General features: G+C 72.3%; 18 protein-coding genes and 2 pseudogenes. 13 read left to right on the plus strand and 7 right to left on the minus strand.

Annotated features, from left to right (window positions below; translation table 11 throughout):
- Window positions 1–2 precede the first annotated feature (2 nt).
- The 4 genes from MFF64_RS00190 to lra1 are packed head-to-tail and all read left to right on the plus strand — an operon-like array spanning window position 3 to window position 3,493.
- The gene (locus tag MFF64_RS00190) at window positions 3–956 is read left to right on the plus strand and encodes an ABC transporter permease (protein ID WP_238189062.1); all 954 of its coding nucleotides are present in this window, start codon (window positions 3–5) and stop codon (window positions 954–956) included.
- Entirely contained in the window at window positions 949–1,914 is a 966-nt protein-coding gene (locus tag MFF64_RS00195; RefSeq protein WP_099901195.1) for an iron chelate uptake ABC transporter family permease subunit, read from the plus strand. The genes MFF64_RS00190 and MFF64_RS00195 overlap by 8 nt, the downstream gene beginning before the upstream one ends.
- The gene (locus MFF64_RS00200; protein WP_238189070.1) at window positions 1,911–2,669 is read left to right on the plus strand and encodes an iron ABC transporter ATP-binding protein; all 759 of its coding nucleotides are present in this window, start codon (window positions 1,911–1,913) and stop codon (window positions 2,667–2,669) included. The genes MFF64_RS00195 and MFF64_RS00200 overlap by 4 nt, the downstream gene beginning before the upstream one ends.
- Window positions 2,670–2,722: 53 nt before the next feature.
- The gene (lra1, locus tag MFF64_RS00205; protein WP_273557132.1) at window positions 2,723–3,493 is read left to right on the plus strand and encodes an L-rhamnose 1-dehydrogenase Lra1; all 771 of its coding nucleotides are present in this window, start codon (window positions 2,723–2,725) and stop codon (window positions 3,491–3,493) included.
- Between the two features lie 18 nt (window positions 3,494–3,511).
- On the opposite strand, the gene MFF64_RS00210 is transcribed toward lra1, so the two are convergent.
- Window positions 3,512–3,721, minus strand: a complete 210-nt coding sequence (locus tag MFF64_RS00210; RefSeq protein ID WP_099900465.1) for a hypothetical protein — start codon at window positions 3,719–3,721, stop codon at window positions 3,512–3,514.
- Window positions 3,722–4,016: 295 nt separating this feature from the next.
- Here MFF64_RS00210 and MFF64_RS00215 point away from each other — a divergent pair, with 295 nt between their 5' ends.
- The gene (locus MFF64_RS00215) at window positions 4,017–4,526 is read left to right on the plus strand and encodes a Ros/MucR family transcriptional regulator (protein WP_099900463.1); all 510 of its coding nucleotides are present in this window, start codon (window positions 4,017–4,019) and stop codon (window positions 4,524–4,526) included.
- Window positions 4,527–4,540: 14 nt separating this feature from the next.
- On the opposite strand, the gene MFF64_RS00220 is transcribed toward MFF64_RS00215, so the two are convergent.
- Window positions 4,541–4,726, minus strand: coding sequence for a hypothetical protein (locus MFF64_RS00220; RefSeq protein ID WP_238189072.1), 186 nt, complete (start codon window positions 4,724–4,726; stop codon window positions 4,541–4,543).
- A 313-nt stretch (window positions 4,727–5,039) separates the two neighbouring features.
- On the opposite strand from MFF64_RS00220, the gene MFF64_RS00225 reads away from it, so the two are divergent.
- Entirely contained in the window at window positions 5,040–6,635 is a 1,596-nt protein-coding gene (locus tag MFF64_RS00225) for a gamma-glutamyltransferase (RefSeq protein ID WP_238189081.1), read from the plus strand.
- Window positions 6,636–6,659: 24 nt separating this feature from the next.
- On the opposite strand, the gene MFF64_RS00230 is transcribed toward MFF64_RS00225, so the two are convergent.
- From MFF64_RS00230 to MFF64_RS00240, 3 genes are read right to left on the minus strand one after another with little or no spacing between them, the layout of a single operon-like run.
- Window positions 6,660–7,430 carry an SDR family NAD(P)-dependent oxidoreductase gene (locus MFF64_RS00230; protein WP_099904766.1) on the minus strand — a complete coding sequence of 257 codons (771 nt, stop codon included), beginning with the start codon at window positions 7,428–7,430 and terminating at the stop codon, window positions 6,660–6,662.
- Window positions 7,431–7,454: 24 nt separating this feature from the next.
- Entirely contained in the window at window positions 7,455–8,831 is a 1,377-nt protein-coding gene (locus MFF64_RS00235; RefSeq protein WP_238189083.1) for a four-carbon acid sugar kinase family protein, read from the minus strand.
- Window positions 8,828–10,102 carry a ribulose-bisphosphate carboxylase large subunit family protein gene (locus tag MFF64_RS00240; RefSeq protein WP_099904772.1) on the minus strand — a complete coding sequence of 425 codons (1,275 nt, stop codon included), beginning with the start codon at window positions 10,100–10,102 and terminating at the stop codon, window positions 8,828–8,830. Before MFF64_RS00240 ends, MFF64_RS00235 begins: the two co-directional genes overlap by 4 nt.
- 125 nt (window positions 10,103–10,227) lie before the next feature.
- Between MFF64_RS00240 and MFF64_RS00245 the strand changes: the two genes are divergently transcribed.
- The 4 genes and pseudogenes from MFF64_RS00245 to MFF64_RS00260 form a co-directional block, all read left to right on the plus strand.
- The gene (locus MFF64_RS00245; protein WP_099904775.1) at window positions 10,228–11,127 is read left to right on the plus strand and encodes a LysR substrate-binding domain-containing protein; all 900 of its coding nucleotides are present in this window, start codon (window positions 10,228–10,230) and stop codon (window positions 11,125–11,127) included.
- Between the two features lie 63 nt (window positions 11,128–11,190).
- Window positions 11,191–12,252 carry a hypothetical protein gene (locus tag MFF64_RS00250; RefSeq protein ID WP_238189085.1) on the plus strand — a complete coding sequence of 354 codons (1,062 nt, stop codon included), beginning with the start codon at window positions 11,191–11,193 and terminating at the stop codon, window positions 12,250–12,252.
- Between the two features lie 187 nt (window positions 12,253–12,439).
- Window positions 12,440–13,237: pseudogene (locus MFF64_RS00255) on the plus strand (hypothetical protein); the annotation flags it as partial.
- Window positions 13,238–13,250: 13 nt separating this feature from the next.
- Window positions 13,251–13,535: pseudogene (locus MFF64_RS00260) on the plus strand (YbaK/EbsC family protein); the annotation flags it as partial.
- A 286-nt stretch (window positions 13,536–13,821) separates the two neighbouring features.
- Here MFF64_RS00260 and MFF64_RS00265 read toward each other — a convergent pair.
- A complete protein-coding gene (locus MFF64_RS00265; protein ID WP_099903703.1) occupies window positions 13,822–14,121 on the minus strand; it encodes a hypothetical protein in 300 nt (99 codons plus the stop codon).
- Between the two features lie 310 nt (window positions 14,122–14,431).
- Here MFF64_RS00265 and MFF64_RS00270 point away from each other — a divergent pair, with 310 nt between their 5' ends.
- Window positions 14,432–15,013 carry a YqaA family protein gene (locus MFF64_RS00270; protein ID WP_099903701.1) on the plus strand — a complete coding sequence of 194 codons (582 nt, stop codon included), beginning with the start codon at window positions 14,432–14,434 and terminating at the stop codon, window positions 15,011–15,013.
- A gap of 11 nt (window positions 15,014–15,024) precedes the next feature.
- Window positions 15,025–15,537 (plus strand): disulfide bond formation protein B, encoded by a 513-nt coding sequence (locus MFF64_RS00275; protein WP_238189087.1) that lies wholly within the window; start codon window positions 15,025–15,027, stop codon window positions 15,535–15,537.
- Between the two features lie 53 nt (window positions 15,538–15,590).
- Here the strand turns inward: MFF64_RS00275 and MFF64_RS00280 are convergent, their stop codons facing one another.
- Window positions 15,591–15,917 carry a hypothetical protein gene (locus tag MFF64_RS00280; RefSeq protein WP_238189089.1) on the minus strand — a complete coding sequence of 109 codons (327 nt, stop codon included), beginning with the start codon at window positions 15,915–15,917 and terminating at the stop codon, window positions 15,591–15,593.
- 167 nt (window positions 15,918–16,084) lie between these two features.
- Here MFF64_RS00280 and MFF64_RS00285 point away from each other — a divergent pair, with 167 nt between their 5' ends.
- The gene (locus MFF64_RS00285) at window positions 16,085–16,390 is read left to right on the plus strand and encodes a hypothetical protein (protein ID WP_099905070.1); all 306 of its coding nucleotides are present in this window, start codon (window positions 16,085–16,087) and stop codon (window positions 16,388–16,390) included.
- Window positions 16,391–16,431 lie beyond the last annotated feature (41 nt).

A 16,431-nucleotide genomic window follows, 5' to 3' on the forward strand; every position in this document is an offset into this window, starting at 1 on the left:
GGATGTCCCGCGTTCCCGGCCGCCTCGCCGGCGTCGCCGCCGCGGGCCTGGCGCTCGCGGTCCTCGCCGCGGCCAGCCTCTTCGTCGGGGTCGGCGACCTGACCGGGTCCGGCAGCGAGATCCTGCTGACGAGCCGGGTGCCCCGCACCCTCGCGCTGGTCCTCGCCGGCGCCGGCATGGCGGTGGCTGGCGTCATCATGCAGCTCGTGGCGCAGAACCGCTTCGTCGAGCCCTCCACCGCCGGCACGGCCGAATCGGCGACGCTCGGCATGCTGCTCGTCACGCTCCTCGCCCCCGACGCGCCGGTTGTGGTGAAAATGCTGGCTGCGACCGCGACGGCACTCGCCGGCACCGCCCTGTTCCTGCGGGTGCTGCGCGCCATGCCGCTGCGCGCCCGGCTGACGGTGCCGCTCGTCGGGATCATGCTCGGGGGCGTGGTCGGGGCCGCCTCGACCTTCATCGCCTATCGCACCGACATGCTGCAATTCCTCGGGACCTGGCAGGCGGGCGACTTCTCGACCGTCCTGCGCGGGCGCTACGAGCTGCTCTGGCTCGCGGGCATCCTGACCCTAGCCGCCTACGGGATCGCCGACCGCATCACCATCGCGGGCCTCGGCCGCGACGCCGCGATCAATCTCGGGCTCGACCACCGCCGCGTCGTGGCCGTGGCGATCGCCATCGTGGCGATGATCACCGCCGTGACGATCGCCACGGTCGGCACGATCCCGTTCCTCGGCCTCGTGGTGCCGAACCTCGTCGCGATGGTGGCGGGCGACAACCTGCGCCGGTCCCTGCCCCTGGTGGCGGCCTCCGGTGCCGGGCTGCTGCTGCTCTGCGACGTGCTCGGGCGGGTGATCCGCTACCCTTTCGAGATCCCGGTCGGCACCATGATGGGGGTCGTCGGCAGCGCCCTCTTCCTCGCCCTCCTGCTGCGCCGAGAATCCCGCCATGCATAGCGCCCTCGCGCGGGCGAGGCTGAGCCCGGGCCAGGTGCTGATGCTCCTCGCCCTCGCCGCCTTGGGCGTGGCCATCGCCTTCATGACGGTGGGGGCCAACGGCCGCTGGGGCTTCGTACTGCCGTTCCGCGGCACCAAGCTCGCCTCGATGCTCCTCGTTGCTTGCGCCGTCGCCACCGCGACCGTGCTGTTCCAGACCGTGTCGGGCAACCGCATCCTGACGCCGGCGATCATGGGCTTCGACGAGCTCTACCGCCTGATCCAGACCGGGCTCGTCGTCGGGATCGGGACGGGCGGGTTCGGGGATCCGCGGCTGCGCTTCCTCGCCGAGACCGGCGCGATGGTGCTGTTCGCGCTCCTGCTCTACCGCTGGCTCCTGGCGCGGGGCGAGCGCAGCCTGCATCTCCTGCTGCTCGTCGGCGTGATCTGCGGGGTGCTCTTCCGCAGCCTGTCGCAGTTCCTGCAGCGGATGCTCGATCCGAGCCAGTTCGTCGTGCTGCAGACGAGCTTCTTCGCCAACTTCAACACCGTCCATCCGGAATTGCTGGCGCTCGCCGCCCTCGGCCTGGTCGGAGCCGGTATCGGGGCGTGGCGGCTCTCGAGTCAGCTCGACGTGCTGCTGCTCGGCCGGGACGAGGCCATCGCGCTCGGCATCGATCACCGGCGGACACTGACCCGGGTGCTGGTCCTCGTTGCGCTGCTGGTCTCGATCTCGACGGCGCTCGTCGGGCCGGTGACCTTCCTCGGCCTCCTCGTCGCCAACCTGGCCTACCGGGCGATGCCGACCTACCGCCACACCTTCGTGCTGCCGGCCGCGGCGCTCATCGCGGCGATCACGCTGGTCGGCGGCCAGCTCGTCCTGGAGCGGGTCTTCGCGCTCAACGCCGCCCTGTCGATCGTGATCGAGTTCCTCGGCGGCCTCACCCTCCTGATCCTCCTCGCGAGACGCGCCCGATGATCGAGACCGAGGACCTCACGCGCCGCTACGGCGACACCGTGGTGGTGGACGGGGTCAGCTTGAGCCTGCCGGAGCGCGCCTTCGTCTCGGTGATCGGGGCGAACGGCGCCGGCAAGTCGAGCTTTCTCTCGATGGTCAGCCGGCTCCTGCCGATGAGCGCCGGCCGGGCCTTCGTCGACGGGCTCGACGTGAGCGCGACCCCCGGCGACGTCCTGGCGCGGCGCCTCGGCATCCTGCGCCAGGAGCACGGCGTCACGGCGCGCGTGACGATCCGCGACCTCGTCGCCTTCGGGCGCTACCCGCATTCGAAGGGCCGGCTGACCGCCGCCGACCGCGCCCACATCGCCGACGCCCTCGCCTTCCTCGACCTCGAGCCCCTGGCCGACCGGTTCCTCGACGAGGTCTCGGGCGGGCAGCGCCAGCGCGCCTACATCGCCATGGTGCTCGCCCAGGACACCGACTGCATCCTCCTCGACGAGCCCCTGAACAACCTCGACATGCGCCACGCGGCGTCCATGATGGGCCTGCTGCGCCGGGCCGTGGACGAGCGCGGCCGCACGATCGTGGCGGTGCTCCACGACATCAACTTCGCGTCCTGCTACTCGGACCGGATCGTGGCGATGCGCGACGGCAAGGTCGTGGCGATGGGCCCGCCGGAGGAGATCGTGACGCCTCAGGTGATGCGCGCGGTCTACGGGATCGACGTCGAGGTGGTGACGGTGAAAGGGTACCGGACCGTGTTCTTCTACCGCTGAGCCCCGGAACACCGGCCGCCGTCGCGGGTCATCCCCGACGCGAAGGCGAGAGGATGACCGACATGCTGCTCGAAGGCCGATCGGTGCTGGTGACCGGCGCCTCCCGGGGAATCGGGCGGGCCGTGGCCCTGGCCTGCGCGCGGGCCGGTGCCGACGTCGCGCTCAACCACTGGCGGGATGCCGAGGCGGTCGCTGCGGTCGCCGATGAGATCGCGGCGCTCGGCCGGCGGGCGATCGTGGCGGAGGGCGACGTCGCCGACGAGGCGAGCGCGCCCGCCTTCGTCGCCGCCGCGGTCGAGGCCTTCGGCAAGGTCGACGTGCTGGTCAGCAATGCCGGCATCTGCCCGTTCCACGGCTTCCTCGACATGCCGGCCGATCTGATGCGGCGCACCACCGAGGTGAACTATTTCGGCACCTTCTACATGGCGCAGGCGGCGGCCAACCGCATGAAGGCGCAAGGTGCCGGCGGTGCCATCGTGGCGATGAGCTCGATCTCGGCCCTCGTCGGGGGCGGATCGCAGACCCACTACACACCCACCAAGGCGGCGATCCACTCGCTGATGCAGTCCTGCGCCATCGCACTCGGGCCCAGCGGCATCCGCTGCAACTCGATCCTGGTCGGCACGGTCGAGACCGACATCAACAAGGACGACCTCTCCGATCCCGGCAAGCGGGCGGCGATGACCGCCCGCGTCCCCCTCGGCCGTCTCGGCCGGCCCGACGACATCGCGGAGGTGGCGGTCTTCCTCGCCTCCGACATGGCGCGCTACATGACGGGCTCCGCCGTGCTCGTCGATGGCGGGGCCTACGTCAACCTGCAGTGACGAAGGCCCGCGCGGGGCTCAGGCCGACGCCTGCCCGCGTCCGGCCCCACGCCCGCGCTCGGCGGCGTCGCACACGGCCGCCGCCGCCAGGGCGACCCGGTCCGGCACGTCCTCCTCCGAGCCCCACCAGATCGTCTCCCCGCTCGCCATCCGGGCGTAGCGGGCCTGCCCGCGGATCCCGACTTCGACCACCCGTCCGAGACGACCCGACTTCCGTCCGACATCCATCGCTGCTGCTCCCGCACCGCGTCCATCAGCGAACGCCGCGGCCGGCACCGAGTTCAAGCGGAGCCGTACGCGACGATGCACATCGCCCTTCGACGGGCGCGCCGGGCCGCCGTCTCGGTGCCGTCGTTCCGTACATCTCGCCTCCGAGAGAGCCCGCGTTGCGCGCATGTTCGCAATTTTCCCACCTCGAAGTCCGCCTGCCGGGCAATTTTTGCTGCTGATCGTCTCATCTTACCGGTTGACCCTGGAACGGCCCGCGCCCATCACAAGAGCGGTTGATTATCTGGAAGAAAAAATGGACGACGCGGCCTCCATCACCTCTCCGCTGATCGAGCTGACGAGTGACATCGTCGGCGCCTACGTGTCGAACAACAACGTCCGGGCTGCCGATTTGCCCGGTCTGATTGCATCGATACACGCAACGCTGGTCGGCCTCGGCCAGCCGGCAGCCGAGCCGGAGGAGGACCACAAGGTCACCGCCGCCCAGATCCGGAAATCCGTGACACCGGACCACATCACGAGCTTCCTCGACGGCAAGCCATACAAGAGCCTGAAGCGGCACCTGACGACACGCGGCTACACGCCGGACGAGTATCGCCAGAAGTTCGGCCTACCCTTCGACTACCCGATGGTCGCGGCCACCTACGCGGCCCAGCGCTCCGAGCTCGCCAAGAGCCTCGGCCTCGGCCAGATCCGGCGCGAGCGCGCCGCGGCGCAGAAGGCGCAGGGCGACGCGAAGGCGGAGCCCGCCGCACCCGCGCGCCGTGGCCGCCCGCGCAAGTCCGAAACCCCCACCGAGGCGTGAGGCGCGCCTCACCCTCACGGCGGACCGTCACCGCAGATCACCGGTTGCCGGCCCGTCACCGCCGCCACGACCTCCTCGCGCCGGATGAACCGGCCGAGGGGCGGCAGCTTCGGCGCCACGCTGCCGCGTGAGGGATCGATCAGCATCGGGGTCTTGGTCGCCGCCGTGGCCACGAGGGTGACGGTGAGGCCGCGGAGCATCGCCTCCGCGGCCCAGGACCGGGCGAGGGCGAGGAGCGCCGGCTTCGAGGCCGCCGAGGCGCCCCGCCAGACGGCTCGCGATGCGAGCGGTCGCGGGACTTGTTGGGCATGCCGTCGCCGACCTCGGCCTTGCAGCGACGCGGCCGGGCGCGGCCGTCTGTCGACAAGCATGCCGCGTTCGCCGCGGCCCGCGCGAGCTTCGATGATGTCAGGGCTCCTGTCCGGTCATGCGACGTGGAATGAGTCCTTGGCGGGCCGCCCGGGGCCGGTCATCCTCGGCCGCAACGACGACGGATCTCGACGGGAGATGAGGATGCCGGCCCACGACAGCACGCCCTACCGGACGCAGAACTGGACGGTGACGAAGCCGGTAGCGTCGGGCCGGGACGGCATCGTGGTGGCGCAGAACCGCGAGGCCGCCGAAGCCGGAGCGTCGATCCTGGCGGCCGGCGGCAATGCCGCCGATGCGGCCGTCGCCACCGCCTTCGCGCTGGCGGCGGTGGAGCCCTGGAACAGCGGGCTCGGCGGCATCGGCTTCGCGCTGGTGCTGCCGGCCGGCGCCGCGCGGGCGACGGTCGTGGATTTCGGGCCCGTCTCGAGCCGCAACACCCGGGCCGGCGATTATCCCGTCACCGGCCGGGAGAAGCGCGACCTGTTCACCTGGCCGGAGGTACTGGAGGATCGCAACATCCACGGACCGCTCTCGTTCTGCATTCCCTCGGCGGTGGCGGGCTACACCACGCTGCACGAGGCGTTCGGGACCGGCCGCCCCGTCGCGGACCTTCTGGCGCCAGCGATCGCACTGGCGCGCCGGGGCCTCGCGCAGGACTGGTTCACCACCCTGAAGGTCGCCTCCTCGGCCTCGGTGCTGCGGCTCTACGAGGAGAGCGCCCGGATCTACCTGCCGGACGGGCTGCCGCCGGTCCCGCCCTACCAGGGCACGCCCGGCTTCCAGTCGCTCGGCCGCCTGCCCGAGACGCTGGAGCGGCTGGCGAAAACGGGCCTGCGCGACTTCTACGAGGGCGGGATCGCCCGGGACCTCGCCGCCGACATCGCGGCCCTCGGCGGCGTCATCGACGGGCAAGACCTGGCCGGCTGCCGCGCGGTGCTCCGCGACGCGCCGACGATCGCGTGGCGCGACGACCATCTCGTCCATACGGCGGGCGGGCTCACCGCCGCGCCGACCCTCGCCCAGGTCGTCGCCGGCATGGCGGACGCAGCCCTCCCGCCCTCCGGCCCCGATGCCGCCTGGTTCGCCACGCTCTCGCGCGTGATGCGAGAGGCCTATGCCCGGCGCCTCGCCGGCCTGGGCGCCGCCCGGGAACCGGCTGAGACCTGCACGACGCACCTTACCGTCGTCGACCGGGACGGGATGATGGTGTCGATGACGACGACGCTGCTCTCCTCGATGGGCAGCCGGGTCGTGCTGCCGACGACCGGCGTGCTGATGAACAACGGCGTGATGTGGTTCGATCCGCGCCCCGGCAGCGCCAACCCGATCGCCCCCGGCGCGCGCCCGCTCTGCAACATGTGCCCGGTAATCGTCACGCCGCGGACGGGCGACGGCCCGCGCATCGCCGCCGGCTCCTCCGGCGGGCGGCGCATCCTGGCGAGCGTCTACCAGACCCTCGCCTTCCTGCTCGATTTCGGGATGGATTCGCACGCGGCGGCCCACGCGCCGCGCATCGACGTCTCGGGCCCGGACGGGACGAGCGCGGATGCCCGGCTCCCGCAGGAGGTGCGCGACGCCCTCGCGGCGGCAGGGCCGCTCGCGGTGGTGGAGCACGGTGTCCTGCCGATCAACTTCGCCTGTCCGAACTTCGTCCGGGTCGAGGGCGGGAAGGCCACGGGATGCAGCGACGTCGCCTCGCCGTGGTCGGCGGCCGTAGCGGCCACTCGGATCGCGTAGCGCGCGATCGCACCCTGCCGTCGATCACCCCGCGTCACGCTCGAACATCAGCCCCGCCTCGCGAAAGCCCCCATCGACGTTGAGGGTGTGGCCGTGGATATAGCGGGCCTCGTCGGAGCACAGGAACACGGCGGCATCGGCGATCTCCTCCGGCGTGCCGTAGCGGGTCATCGGGATCCGGGCGGCGTAGGCGGCCCGCGTCGCCCGGTCGTGCATCGCCTTGGCGATCTCGGTCTCGATCGCGCCCGGCGCGATGTTGTTGACGTTGATGTTGGCCTGAGCGAGCTCCACCGCCATCACTTTGGTCAGGAGTTCGAGCCCCGCCTTGGCCGAGCCGTAGGCCGCCCGGCCGTTGCCGCCGCGCTGGCCCGACAGCGAGGCGATATTGATGATCTTGCCGCCACCGGTGCGCACCATCTCGCGGGCGCAGGCCTGCGCCACCATGAAGGCGCCGGTGAGGTTCACGCCGATGATGCGGTTCCAGTCGGCGAGGCTCGTCTCCAGGAACGGGGTGTTGGCACCGATCCCCGCATTGTTGACCAGGATGTCGACGCGGCCGTGCGCGGACAGGATCGCCGCCATCATCGCGGCGACGGAATCCGGATCGGCGACATCGACGGCGACCGGCATCGCCGCCTCGCCCAAGGTGGCGGCGGCCTCCGCCGCGCCCGTCCGGTTCAGGTCGGCGACGACGACCGTCGCGCCCTCCCGCACGAAGGCGGTCGCGACGGCGAAGCCGATCCCCCGCGCAGCCCCGGTCACGAGGGCGACCTTGCCTGCGAGCCGCTGCGTCATCGTCGTCTCCTCCAATCCATCGCCTTACACGGGGGTGCGGCCGCCCTGCTTGACGGCCGAGAGGAAGTCGGGCCGGCCGACCTGGCCGCCCTTGAGCGCCAGTTCGAGCCCGTCGAGGGGTGTGTCGGCGCCATGAGCGCGGCAGAGCGGCGAGCCCGGATCGAGGGGAGCGAGTGCCGTGAGCGCGTCGATTCCGAGCTGCATTGCGGCGTGGCCCGAGGTGTCGCCGCCGGCGATCACCGCCCGAGTCAGGCCGGCATTCAGCACGATCTCCCTCAGGGCGCGCCCGAGCCCGGCCCCGAGCCGCTCGCTGGCCAGAACCGGATCGAGGCCCGCCATGGCCACGGCGTCCCGCAAGCCGGCGACCGCCGGATCGTCCGGGCCGGTGGCGCTGTAGACCAGGGGATCGCGGCCGGCACCGAGGGCTGTCCGCGCCTCCGCGACGACGCGGCCGATCTCCTGCGCGAAGGCCGCTTCGTCGGTCACACGCCTGGCGTCGAGCCGGATGCCGGCGAATCCCCGGTCGAGGGCGTGGGCGATCTGGCCGGCCGTCGCCGGGGAGACCGAACCGGACACGACCGCGATCCGCTCCACGGGCGCGCACCGCGACGCCGGCGGCTCGGCCGGCAGCAGGCCCGCCCGGCGCCAATAAGCGACGAGGGCGGCCCCGACCCCCTGCGAGCCGACGGCGAAGACCGGGTGTCCGCCGCGCTCCCAGATCAGCCGGCCGGCCTCGGCCAGGGTCTCGGCATCGAGCACGTCGAGGGAGACGATCGCCGCCCCCGCGGCCCTGGCCCGGTCGAGCGCCGCGTCCCCCTCGCCCCGCTTCATCGCCACGAAATCGACGAGGCCGACCGGCAGGGCCGTCTGGCGGCCGAGGTGGCGCCCGAGATCGGCCTCGTCCATCGGCGTGACCGGGTGGCGAGCCATGGTCGGGTGGCGGTCGAGGCGGTAGCCCGCGCCATGGGCCATCGCGAACAGGTGGCCGAAGCTCTGGTAGCGGCCCATCCCCGGATCGGCGACGACCATCGGGGTCCAGTCGCCGGAAAAAATCCCGCGGCCGATCTCGACGGCGCGGCCGATCGAGCCGACATGCGGCGCCGAATCGAAGGTCGAGCAGACCTTGTAGTGCGCGACCGGCGCGTCGAGGGAGGCGAGGAGCCGGAAGGCCGGAGGCAGCTCCCGGTCCATCCAGGCCGGCGGCTGCGAGCGCGCCACCCCGGCGATGCCGATGGCGCGGGCGCCCGCGAAGGCCTTCAGGCGCTCCGGGCTGGGAGCCGAGAGGAAGAGCACGGTCTCGAGCCCGGCGAAGGCCAGCACCTCCATCGCCGCGGAGGAACCGGTGAAGTCGTCGCCGTAGAAGGCGACGAGAGGGCCGTCGGGGAGCGGGCGCGCGCTCACGCCGCGCCCTCCAGCGCCTGGGCCAGCGCCGGATGGGTGCGGGCGTGGTGGGCGAGCGGAATGCCCGCCACCGCCGCCTCCCACGCCTGGCGCAGGGCCGCCACTCCCTCGCCGGGCCCGCCCGGATGGGCGACGATGCCGCCGCCCGCGGTGACGATGAGATCGGTGGAGCCGAGCGCCGCGTAGGTGCCGGGGGCCTGCCGCACGGTCTGGCCGGAGGAGAAGACCGGCATGGCGAGGCACGGCTTGTCGGGAAAGAGCGGCGTCAGGCAGGTGCGGGCCGAGGCGACGACGCTGTCGTCGTCCTCCGAGAACTTGTTGTCGAGGCCGTTGACGTGCATGTGGTCGGCGCCGGCCAGGCGCCAGATCTTCTGCCAGGCGACGTAGGACCAGCCGAGCAGCGGGTGGCGGGCGAGATACCCCCAACCGTTGCGGTGGGCGTGGATCGGCAATTCGCTCGTCCGCGCCAGCGCGATCATGCCGACGAGGCCGACCGAGTTCAGGCTCGCCATCACGCAGGTGCCGCCGAGATCGCGCACGAGGTCGTGGCGCCGGCGCATCTGGTCGATCTCGCCGGTGAGGTTGAAGGCGACCATCACCTTCTTGCCGGTGCGCTCGGCGTGGTCGTTGACGACGCGCATCACGGCGCGCGCCCTCTCGTCGAACGGACAATGCGGCCCGTCCGCCTGCAATTCGTCGTCCTTGATGAAGTCGATGCCGCCCTCGCACAGGGTCCGGACCAGGGCGGCGGTCTCCTCCGGCCCGAAGCCGACGCTCGGCTTGACGATGGTGCCGATGATCGGACGGTCCTCGACCCCCGCGAGGCGGCGCGTACCGCCGATCCCGAAGCGCGGGCCCGGATAGGCATCGGCGAAGGGCTGCGGCAGACGGATGTCGAGAAGGCGCAGGCCCGTGATCGGGCGCAGCTCGAACAGGTTTCCGGCGACGGTGGCGAGCAGGTTCGGCAGCGAGGGGCCGAGATTCTCGATCGGCCAGGACAGGGTGACGCGCGCGCGGCGCAACCTGGCGGGATCGACCGCGGCGGTGGTCGGCAGCGACGGCGCCGCGACGGAATCGTCCAGCACCTCCAGGCGCTCGACCCGGGCCGCGGAGCGGGCCTTGAGTTCCGGCGTCTCCCCCGGCACCGGCACGAAGGTGCCGCTCGATTGCTCGCCGGCCATCGTCTCCGCCACCTTGCGGGGATCGCTCGCGGTCTCGAGGAGGTAATCGGCCTCGATCCGGATCGGGGGCGCGGCGGGGCGCTGGCTCATACACTCACTCCGGGGATCGCGACGCTCGTGCGAGGGCCGGAGCCTAGCGAAGGGCCGGGTGCGCGAGAACTTGAGTTCGGCGCAGCGACCTGTGAGAAAAACTCTTACCTCAACGGGGAGCCCTCATGCCGAAGCCGCGCCTGCCTCTCAATGCGCTGCGCGCCTTCGAGGCTGCGTCCCGTCTCGGCAGCATGAGCGCCGCCGCCGCCGAGCTCGGGGTCACCCACGGGGCGGTGAGCCGTCAGGTCCGCGCCCTTGAGGCACAGTTCGGGCTACCGCTCCTCGAGCGAGGCGCGCGCGCCGTCTCGCCGACGCCGGAGGGGGCACGGCTCGCCGCCGAGCTGGCCGAGAGCTTCGAGCGGATGCAGGCTGCGGTGGCGCGGGTGCAGCCAGGCCCGCTGACCTTGTCCAGCTCGGCGACCGTGATGATGCGCTGGCTGCTCCCGCGGCTGGAGCGGTTCAAGCGGGCCCATCCGTCGATCGAGCTGCGGCTGACCGTCAGCTACGGCGAGGTTGACTTCATCCGTGACGAGATCGGCCTCGCCTTGCGCAACAGCATGGTCCGCGCGCCCGCGAGCGCGCTCGCCGAGACCCTGATCCGCGAGGAGATCGGGCCGGTCTGCCACCCCGATTATGCCCTGCGGATGAGGGTCGACGGGCCGGACGAGCTCGTCGCGCGGGCCCGCCTCCTCGGCACCGCGACGCGGCCGGAGGGCTGGGCCGAATGGGCCCGGGCGATCGGGCGGCCGGATGTCGCGATCACCCCCGACGAGGTGTTCGGGCATTTCTACCTGGTCATCCAGGCGGCGGCCTGCGGCCTCGGCTTCGCGCTGGCGCCGCGCCTCCTCGTCGAGGACGAGATCGCCGCCGGCCACCTCGTCGCGCCGCTGGGCTTCGTGCCCGGCCCGCACGAGATGCAGCTCTGGACCGCCGAGCACCTGCGCCACCGGCCCGACCTGCGCATCGTGGCGGAGTGGCTGCGGCGGGAGATGACCGGGGCGGGCCGACGCGCCGCGGAGCGCTGAGCGAAGCGGGATTGGTGCACCACGATGGACGCGGCCTCCGAGCGGGACGAGCCGCTTCCCTCCATGTCACGCACGCGCGCCCATTGCGGCGCCCTCGGCTACCCGCCCTACCGCCGGGCACGCTTCGACGACGTGCCCTTCGCCCCACTGGGAAACCCCCTCGCCGAGGCCTGCCTCGCCCTCGTTACGACGGCCGCGCCTTACCAGCCGGACAAGGGCGACCCGGGACCCGGCGCGCTCTATAACGGCGCGGGCAAGTTCTTCGCCGTCGGCTCGGCCGCAATCGACCGATTCCCGGACCTGCGCATCGCCCATATCGCCTGTGACCGCGACCCGCCGCGCGGCATTCGAAGCCGAGAAGCGCAAGGCACGGCCCGGCAGCGGGGCGTGACGGCGGCGCACCTGAGGAGCCGGGCGCCTCGGCGGTCATGCTCCTGCCCGGAACGCCTGCCAGGGATCCGCCTCCCGTTCACAGCCAGCCGATCGCCGATGCTCGCCCGTACAGCCGTGCTCCTCATCCTCCTCGCCGGTCCCGCCCTCGCGCAGGACTACAACCGTGCCGACCTGGTCCGCGGGCTCTGCCACAAGGACGGCTGCGACGAGTTCCAGGTCCTGCGGGTCGAGCCGATGCTGACCGGCACCACCGGCAGCCTGAAGCGCACGCAGGTGAAGACCTTCCACGCGAGCCATGCCGGCCGCAGCGAGCGCGAGGCGGAAGGTGGCTACGTCTACTGCTCGCCGACGAAGCCCGCCGTGATGGCGCAGGGCAAGAGCCGTACCGCGGCCTTCATGCTGGCGCCCTTCGCCACCGAGGACAGCAGCGAGACGATCCGCAAGAACGCCAATTTCGTCGCCATGTACTTCGCCATCTGCCACGGCCCGGACGTCGCCCGGCAGGCGGTGCGGGACCTGCGCGGCACGGCGTCCTCCCTCGGCTACCGCGTGGCCGCGACGGCCTCCCGGATGGTCGACCTGGCGAAGCCTGAGGACATCGTCGACCGGGCCCCGGCGCCGCCCGTGGCCCAGGCGCCCCGCCCCGCGCCGGTCACCCCGGCCGCCCCGCCGCGGCGGGAGGCAGCGCCGGGGGCGGCCCTGCTGCCGCCGGGCGAGATCCCGGAGGATTGAGGGCGGCGTTCATTCGGCTGGGCGGGGCTGCGCGGCGAAGGAAATGGTGCGGTTCTTCCCTCGAACAGCCCCACGCCCGCGCGACCCAGGCGCGTCGCAGCCAGCCAACGGAATGTCGCTCGGATGGCAGCGCGGGCGCCCCCCGCGCGGATAGTCGGCCTCGCTCGATATAGCTTCGCGAGGCCCCATGCTCGACGTGACGCCGACCGCGCTGCAGCGCCTCCTGCGCGAGGAGAAGTCGACCGTCGGCAACCTCGTCTGCCTCTACCATTCCTGGACCTACGATCTCGCCAGCAGCCTGATCCATGCCGAGCACATGGGCCCGGACTTCAAGCGGGGCTGCCACGGGCTCAAGCCCGTGCATCTGCGCTCGCTCGCCGGCCTGCTCTTCCTCTGCCTCGCCGAGCGGCACCGGCCCGGACCGGAGGCGTCGCCGAAGGTCGTGATCGTCGAGGCGCCCGCCTTCCTGGTCGCGGTCGTACCCGACGCCGGCGGCGGACGCCTCTCGGCCCATGACCGCCAGGTGCTGGGCGCCGCCCGGGCGCTCGCCGTGCGCGAGGGCGGCGTGGCGCTCGTCTCGGTCGGCCCCTGCGAGGGCGGCGGGCAAGCTGGCGCCGACCGTCACGTCGCGCTCGACAGCCCGGCCGAGGACGACCCGATCGTTCGGGCCGCGGGGATCGCCGCGGCGCTCCAGTCCCTGAACCCGCGCCACGTCCTCTTCCCCGAGTCGCTCGTCGGCGGCGACCTCGCGCACCCGGTCGCGCTGGGGATGGGAGCGCCGCTGTTCGACAATGCCGAGGTGGTCGCAGCCAACGGCCTGATTCGTACGGCGCGCGGGCGCCGCGTCGAGCAGCGGGCGGCGCCCGGTCTCCTCGCCACCGTGGCGCCGGACGCGGTCGCCGAGCATGCCGGACCGCCCGGGGAGGCGCGTCGGCTGGACCTTGAAGCCGTGCCATACGAGCTTCCGGCCTCGCCGGTCGTCTCGGGTCGAGGCGATGATGGCGGCCTGCGGCGACATCGCCGGCACTCACACCAAGAACCTGTTTCTGCGCGACGGCAAGAGGACCACCTTCCTCGTCACGCTCCGGCACGATGCGGCCGTCGACCTCAAGGCGTTCCGGCCGGTGCTCGGCGCGCGGGGCGGGCTGTCCTTCGCCAGCGCCGAGGCCCTGCGCGAGCAGCTCGGCGTCGAGAGCGGCGCCGTCTCACCCCTGGCCGCTCTCAACGCCGCGCCGGGTAGCGTCCGAATCTTCCTTGAGGACCGCCTGCTCGACGACGCGCGGATCAACGTCCATCCGCTGGTGAACACCCGGACTCTCACTCTGGCTCCGGCGGACCTCGTCGCTGTCTTGCGGGACGACGGGCACGAGGTGACGTCGTTCGCCCTGCCGGAGGGGCCGGCGGAGGAGGTGTGAGACGGACAGCCGCCGACGTCGTTGGGCGCCCTCAGCCCGCCCGTGAGAGAAGCCCCGCCGCGGCGGGGGCCGGGCGGGGCGTCAAGTCGAGGTCCAGAGATCAGGACCTTAGCGCCGGCCCTGCGGCCGGCGCATCCTCCATTTGCGGGAAGGATCAGGCGTTCGGACGGGCCCGGCGCCGCGGCATCGCCCGCGCCGTCGCGGCCGGCGCACAACGCTGCCAGCCCCAATGGTCGTAGGCGGTCGTGGCGCGCGATTCGCACCAGCCCTGACGGCGCAGGGTCGCGGCGTAGCGGTCTCGGTCCTCGCAGGCCTGGTTGGCGATCGCCGAGGCCGGCAGGGCGCAGGCCGCATCGGCCCGCTGCCAGCGCGCGATCGCGTCCTCCGCGGCGAGGGCGGGGACGGCACCCGCGACCAGCAGGGTGAGGGAGAGGAGCGAACGCAGGAGCGACATCACGCGGGCCTTCGGTGGAATGCAGGGTGATCGATGACCGACGATCGTGGCGGGGATCGGACGGATTCGCGCAGTCTCGTCAAGCAGAAATGCATTCTCCCCATCAGGCTTAATCCGTTCGGACGAGGTAATCCGCGTGTCCGGACTGCCCTCCACACCGGGACGACGGGGCCGGTCCCGCCCTCCTCTGTGCCGCATCGTCCGGTCCGGCCCCGCCATGCCCCCGGTGCTGTGCCGCCGATGCCCTCGCCAGCGCCGCAATCCTGTGCTCAAAGGGCGCGACCTCACCCAGACGGGCATTTCCAGACCCATGCTGCGCCGCCTCTACGAGTGGATCCTCGCGCTCGCCGCGCGCCCCTCGGCTCCCTACGCGCTCGGCGCGGTCTCCTTCGCCGAGAGTTCGTTCTTCCCGATCCCGCCGGACGTGATGCTGGTGCCGATGGCGGTGACCCGGCCCGAGAAGGCCTGGACCTACGCGCTGATCGCGACGCTCACCTCGGTGGCTGGCGGGATCGCCGGCTACGCCATCGGGGCTCTGCTCTACGATTCCGTCGGCGCCTGGCTCTTCCATCTCTACGGGCTCGACAAGGGGGCCGACGCCTTCCGGGAGGCCTACGCGCATTACGGCCACTGGGTGATCCTGCTCAAAGGCCTCACCCCGATCCCCTACAAGCTCGTCACCATCACGTCGGGCTTCGCCGGCTACGACCTGTTCTGGTTCATCGTGCTGTCGCTGATCACCCGGGGCGCCCGGTTCTTCATCCTGGCCGGGCTCGTCGGACGCTACGGCGTCGGCATCCGCACCATCCTCGACCGCCACCTGAACGCGGTGGCGGCGGTGTTCGTGGCAGTCGGCGTGCTCGGCTTCGTCGGCTTCCGCTACCTGTTCTGAGGCCTTTCGCCATGGCTCACGCCTTCGCCACGCGGCTCACCGCTCCCCGGCCGGCGGCCCTGCTAGTGCTCGTCGGCGCCGCCGCCGCCGTCGGCGGCGCGCTGATCTTCCAGCACGGCCTCGGCTACGTGCCGTGCAAGCTCTGCCTGACCGAGCGCCAGCCCTACTACCTCGCCCTGCCGCTGCTCGCCGCCGCCCTGCTGCTGCCGCGCCGCCTCTCGGCCTGGCTGCTGGCGCTGGTGGCGCTGATCTTCCTCGTCGGGGCCGGGCTTGGCGCCTACCATGCCGGGGCCGAATGGGGCTTCTGGCCCGGCCCGAGCGATTGCGGCGGCGGGGCCGGTCCGGCCCCGGCCGGCGTGAACGATTTCCTCAAGTCCCTCGAGAGCACCCGCCCGGTCGATTGCACCGCGGCGGCCTGGCGGTTCCTCGGGATCTCGCTCGCCGGCTACAACGCCCTCATTGCCCTTGCCCTGGCGGCGCTCGCCGGCACCGCCGCTCTGCGGGGCCTGCGGCGCGGCGCCTGAGCGAAGCCGATTTCCGCATTGCGTAGCGATCGATCGGCGAATCGTATGAAGCGTCAGCGCTTCGGCTTCATCACCGTCGGCTCGGCGAGGAGTGCGGCCAGCCGCTCGGAATCGAGGGCCGGCTCGGCCTTCGGCTTCGCCTCCTTCTTCGGCTCCGTCTTGGGCTCGACCTTCGCCAGCCGGGCTACCTTGGCGGCCGGCGGCGTCGGCACGATCGAGCCGGTGGTGACCGGCTCGTCCAGGGGCATGGGCTTTACCGCCGCGACGAGCTGGACCGGGCGCGGCGGCTCGCGGTCGAGCTGCGCCGAGCAGACGGCACAGACCGTGGCGAAGCCGAGGCCGGCGATCGTCGCGAGAGTGAGGTTGGAACGCAGGGACACGGTCGGATACTCAGGAACGGTTGACCATCGGCGAGCCTAGGCGCCGACCCCTTAAGGATCTCCTCGGTTCCTGGGCGACCCCGTTCAGGATTCGCACACCACACCGGCAGAGCCGGGCGAACCCGGCAAAGCTTGACGACTTGCCTCCGGTACCCGGAGGACGGTGGATGTTCTTTACCATGACGGCGGCGATCGGCGGGGCGATGACCGCGGGGATCTGGCTCAGCCAGGACGGCGCCGCGGCAGCAGGGCTCGCTGCGCTGACGGTCGGCCTGATGAGCGCTGCGGCGGCGGCGTCCCTCATGATCCGCCTCGATCGCCGGACGCGGGCGACCGACCCGGCGATCGAGGCGGAGCCGGTCGCCGACGAGCGTCCGCGCCTGCCGCGCCGCCGCGTCGCCGGATCCTGTCCGCCCCATCGCCGCCGCCGGCCCGGCCAGCCGAGGACGGCGCGGCTCGCCTCCGCCCTGTGATCCCTCCGGAACCCGGCGAGCGCGCCCCGGTTGTCGCTCGC

This window comes from Methylobacterium frigidaeris, assembly GCF_022179185.1.
Classification (GTDB): Bacteria; Pseudomonadota; Alphaproteobacteria; order Rhizobiales; family Beijerinckiaceae; genus Methylobacterium; species Methylobacterium frigidaeris.

Bases quoted from the DNA above. Each gene is read 5' to 3' on its own strand.
- MFF64_RS00190 (WP_238189062.1), top strand. From the start codon at position 3: ATGTCCCGCGTTCCCGGCCGCCTCGCCGGCGTCGCCGCCGCGGGCCTG.
- MFF64_RS00195 (WP_099901195.1), top strand. From the start codon at position 949: ATGCATAGCGCCCTCGCGCGGGCGAGGCTGAGCCCGGGCCAGGTGCTG.
- MFF64_RS00200 (WP_238189070.1), top strand. From the start codon at position 1,911: ATGATCGAGACCGAGGACCTCACGCGCCGCTACGGCGACACCGTGGTG.
- lra1 (WP_273557132.1), top strand. From the start codon at position 2,723: ATGACCGACATGCTGCTCGAAGGCCGATCGGTGCTGGTGACCGGCGCC.
- MFF64_RS00210 (WP_099900465.1), bottom strand. From the start codon at position 3,721: ATGGATGTCGGACGGAAGTCGGGTCGTCTCGGACGGGTGGTCGAAGTC.
- MFF64_RS00215 (WP_099900463.1), top strand. From the start codon at position 4,017: ATGGACGACGCGGCCTCCATCACCTCTCCGCTGATCGAGCTGACGAGT.
- MFF64_RS00220 (WP_238189072.1), bottom strand. From the start codon at position 4,726: ATGCTCCGCGGCCTCACCGTCACCCTCGTGGCCACGGCGGCGACCAAG.
- MFF64_RS00225 (WP_238189081.1), top strand. From the start codon at position 5,040: ATGCCGGCCCACGACAGCACGCCCTACCGGACGCAGAACTGGACGGTG.
- MFF64_RS00230 (WP_099904766.1), bottom strand. From the start codon at position 7,430: ATGACGCAGCGGCTCGCAGGCAAGGTCGCCCTCGTGACCGGGGCTGCG.
- MFF64_RS00240 (WP_099904772.1), bottom strand. From the start codon at position 10,102: ATGAGCCAGCGCCCCGCCGCGCCCCCGATCCGGATCGAGGCCGATTAC.
- MFF64_RS00245 (WP_099904775.1), top strand. From the start codon at position 10,228: ATGCCGAAGCCGCGCCTGCCTCTCAATGCGCTGCGCGCCTTCGAGGCT.
- MFF64_RS00250 (WP_238189085.1), top strand. From the start codon at position 11,191: ATGTCACGCACGCGCGCCCATTGCGGCGCCCTCGGCTACCCGCCCTAC.
- MFF64_RS00265 (WP_099903703.1), bottom strand. From the start codon at position 14,121: ATGTCGCTCCTGCGTTCGCTCCTCTCCCTCACCCTGCTGGTCGCGGGT.
- MFF64_RS00270 (WP_099903701.1), top strand. From the start codon at position 14,432: ATGCTGCGCCGCCTCTACGAGTGGATCCTCGCGCTCGCCGCGCGCCCC.
- MFF64_RS00275 (WP_238189087.1), top strand. From the start codon at position 15,025: ATGGCTCACGCCTTCGCCACGCGGCTCACCGCTCCCCGGCCGGCGGCC.
- MFF64_RS00285 (WP_099905070.1), top strand. From the start codon at position 16,085: ATGTTCTTTACCATGACGGCGGCGATCGGCGGGGCGATGACCGCGGGG.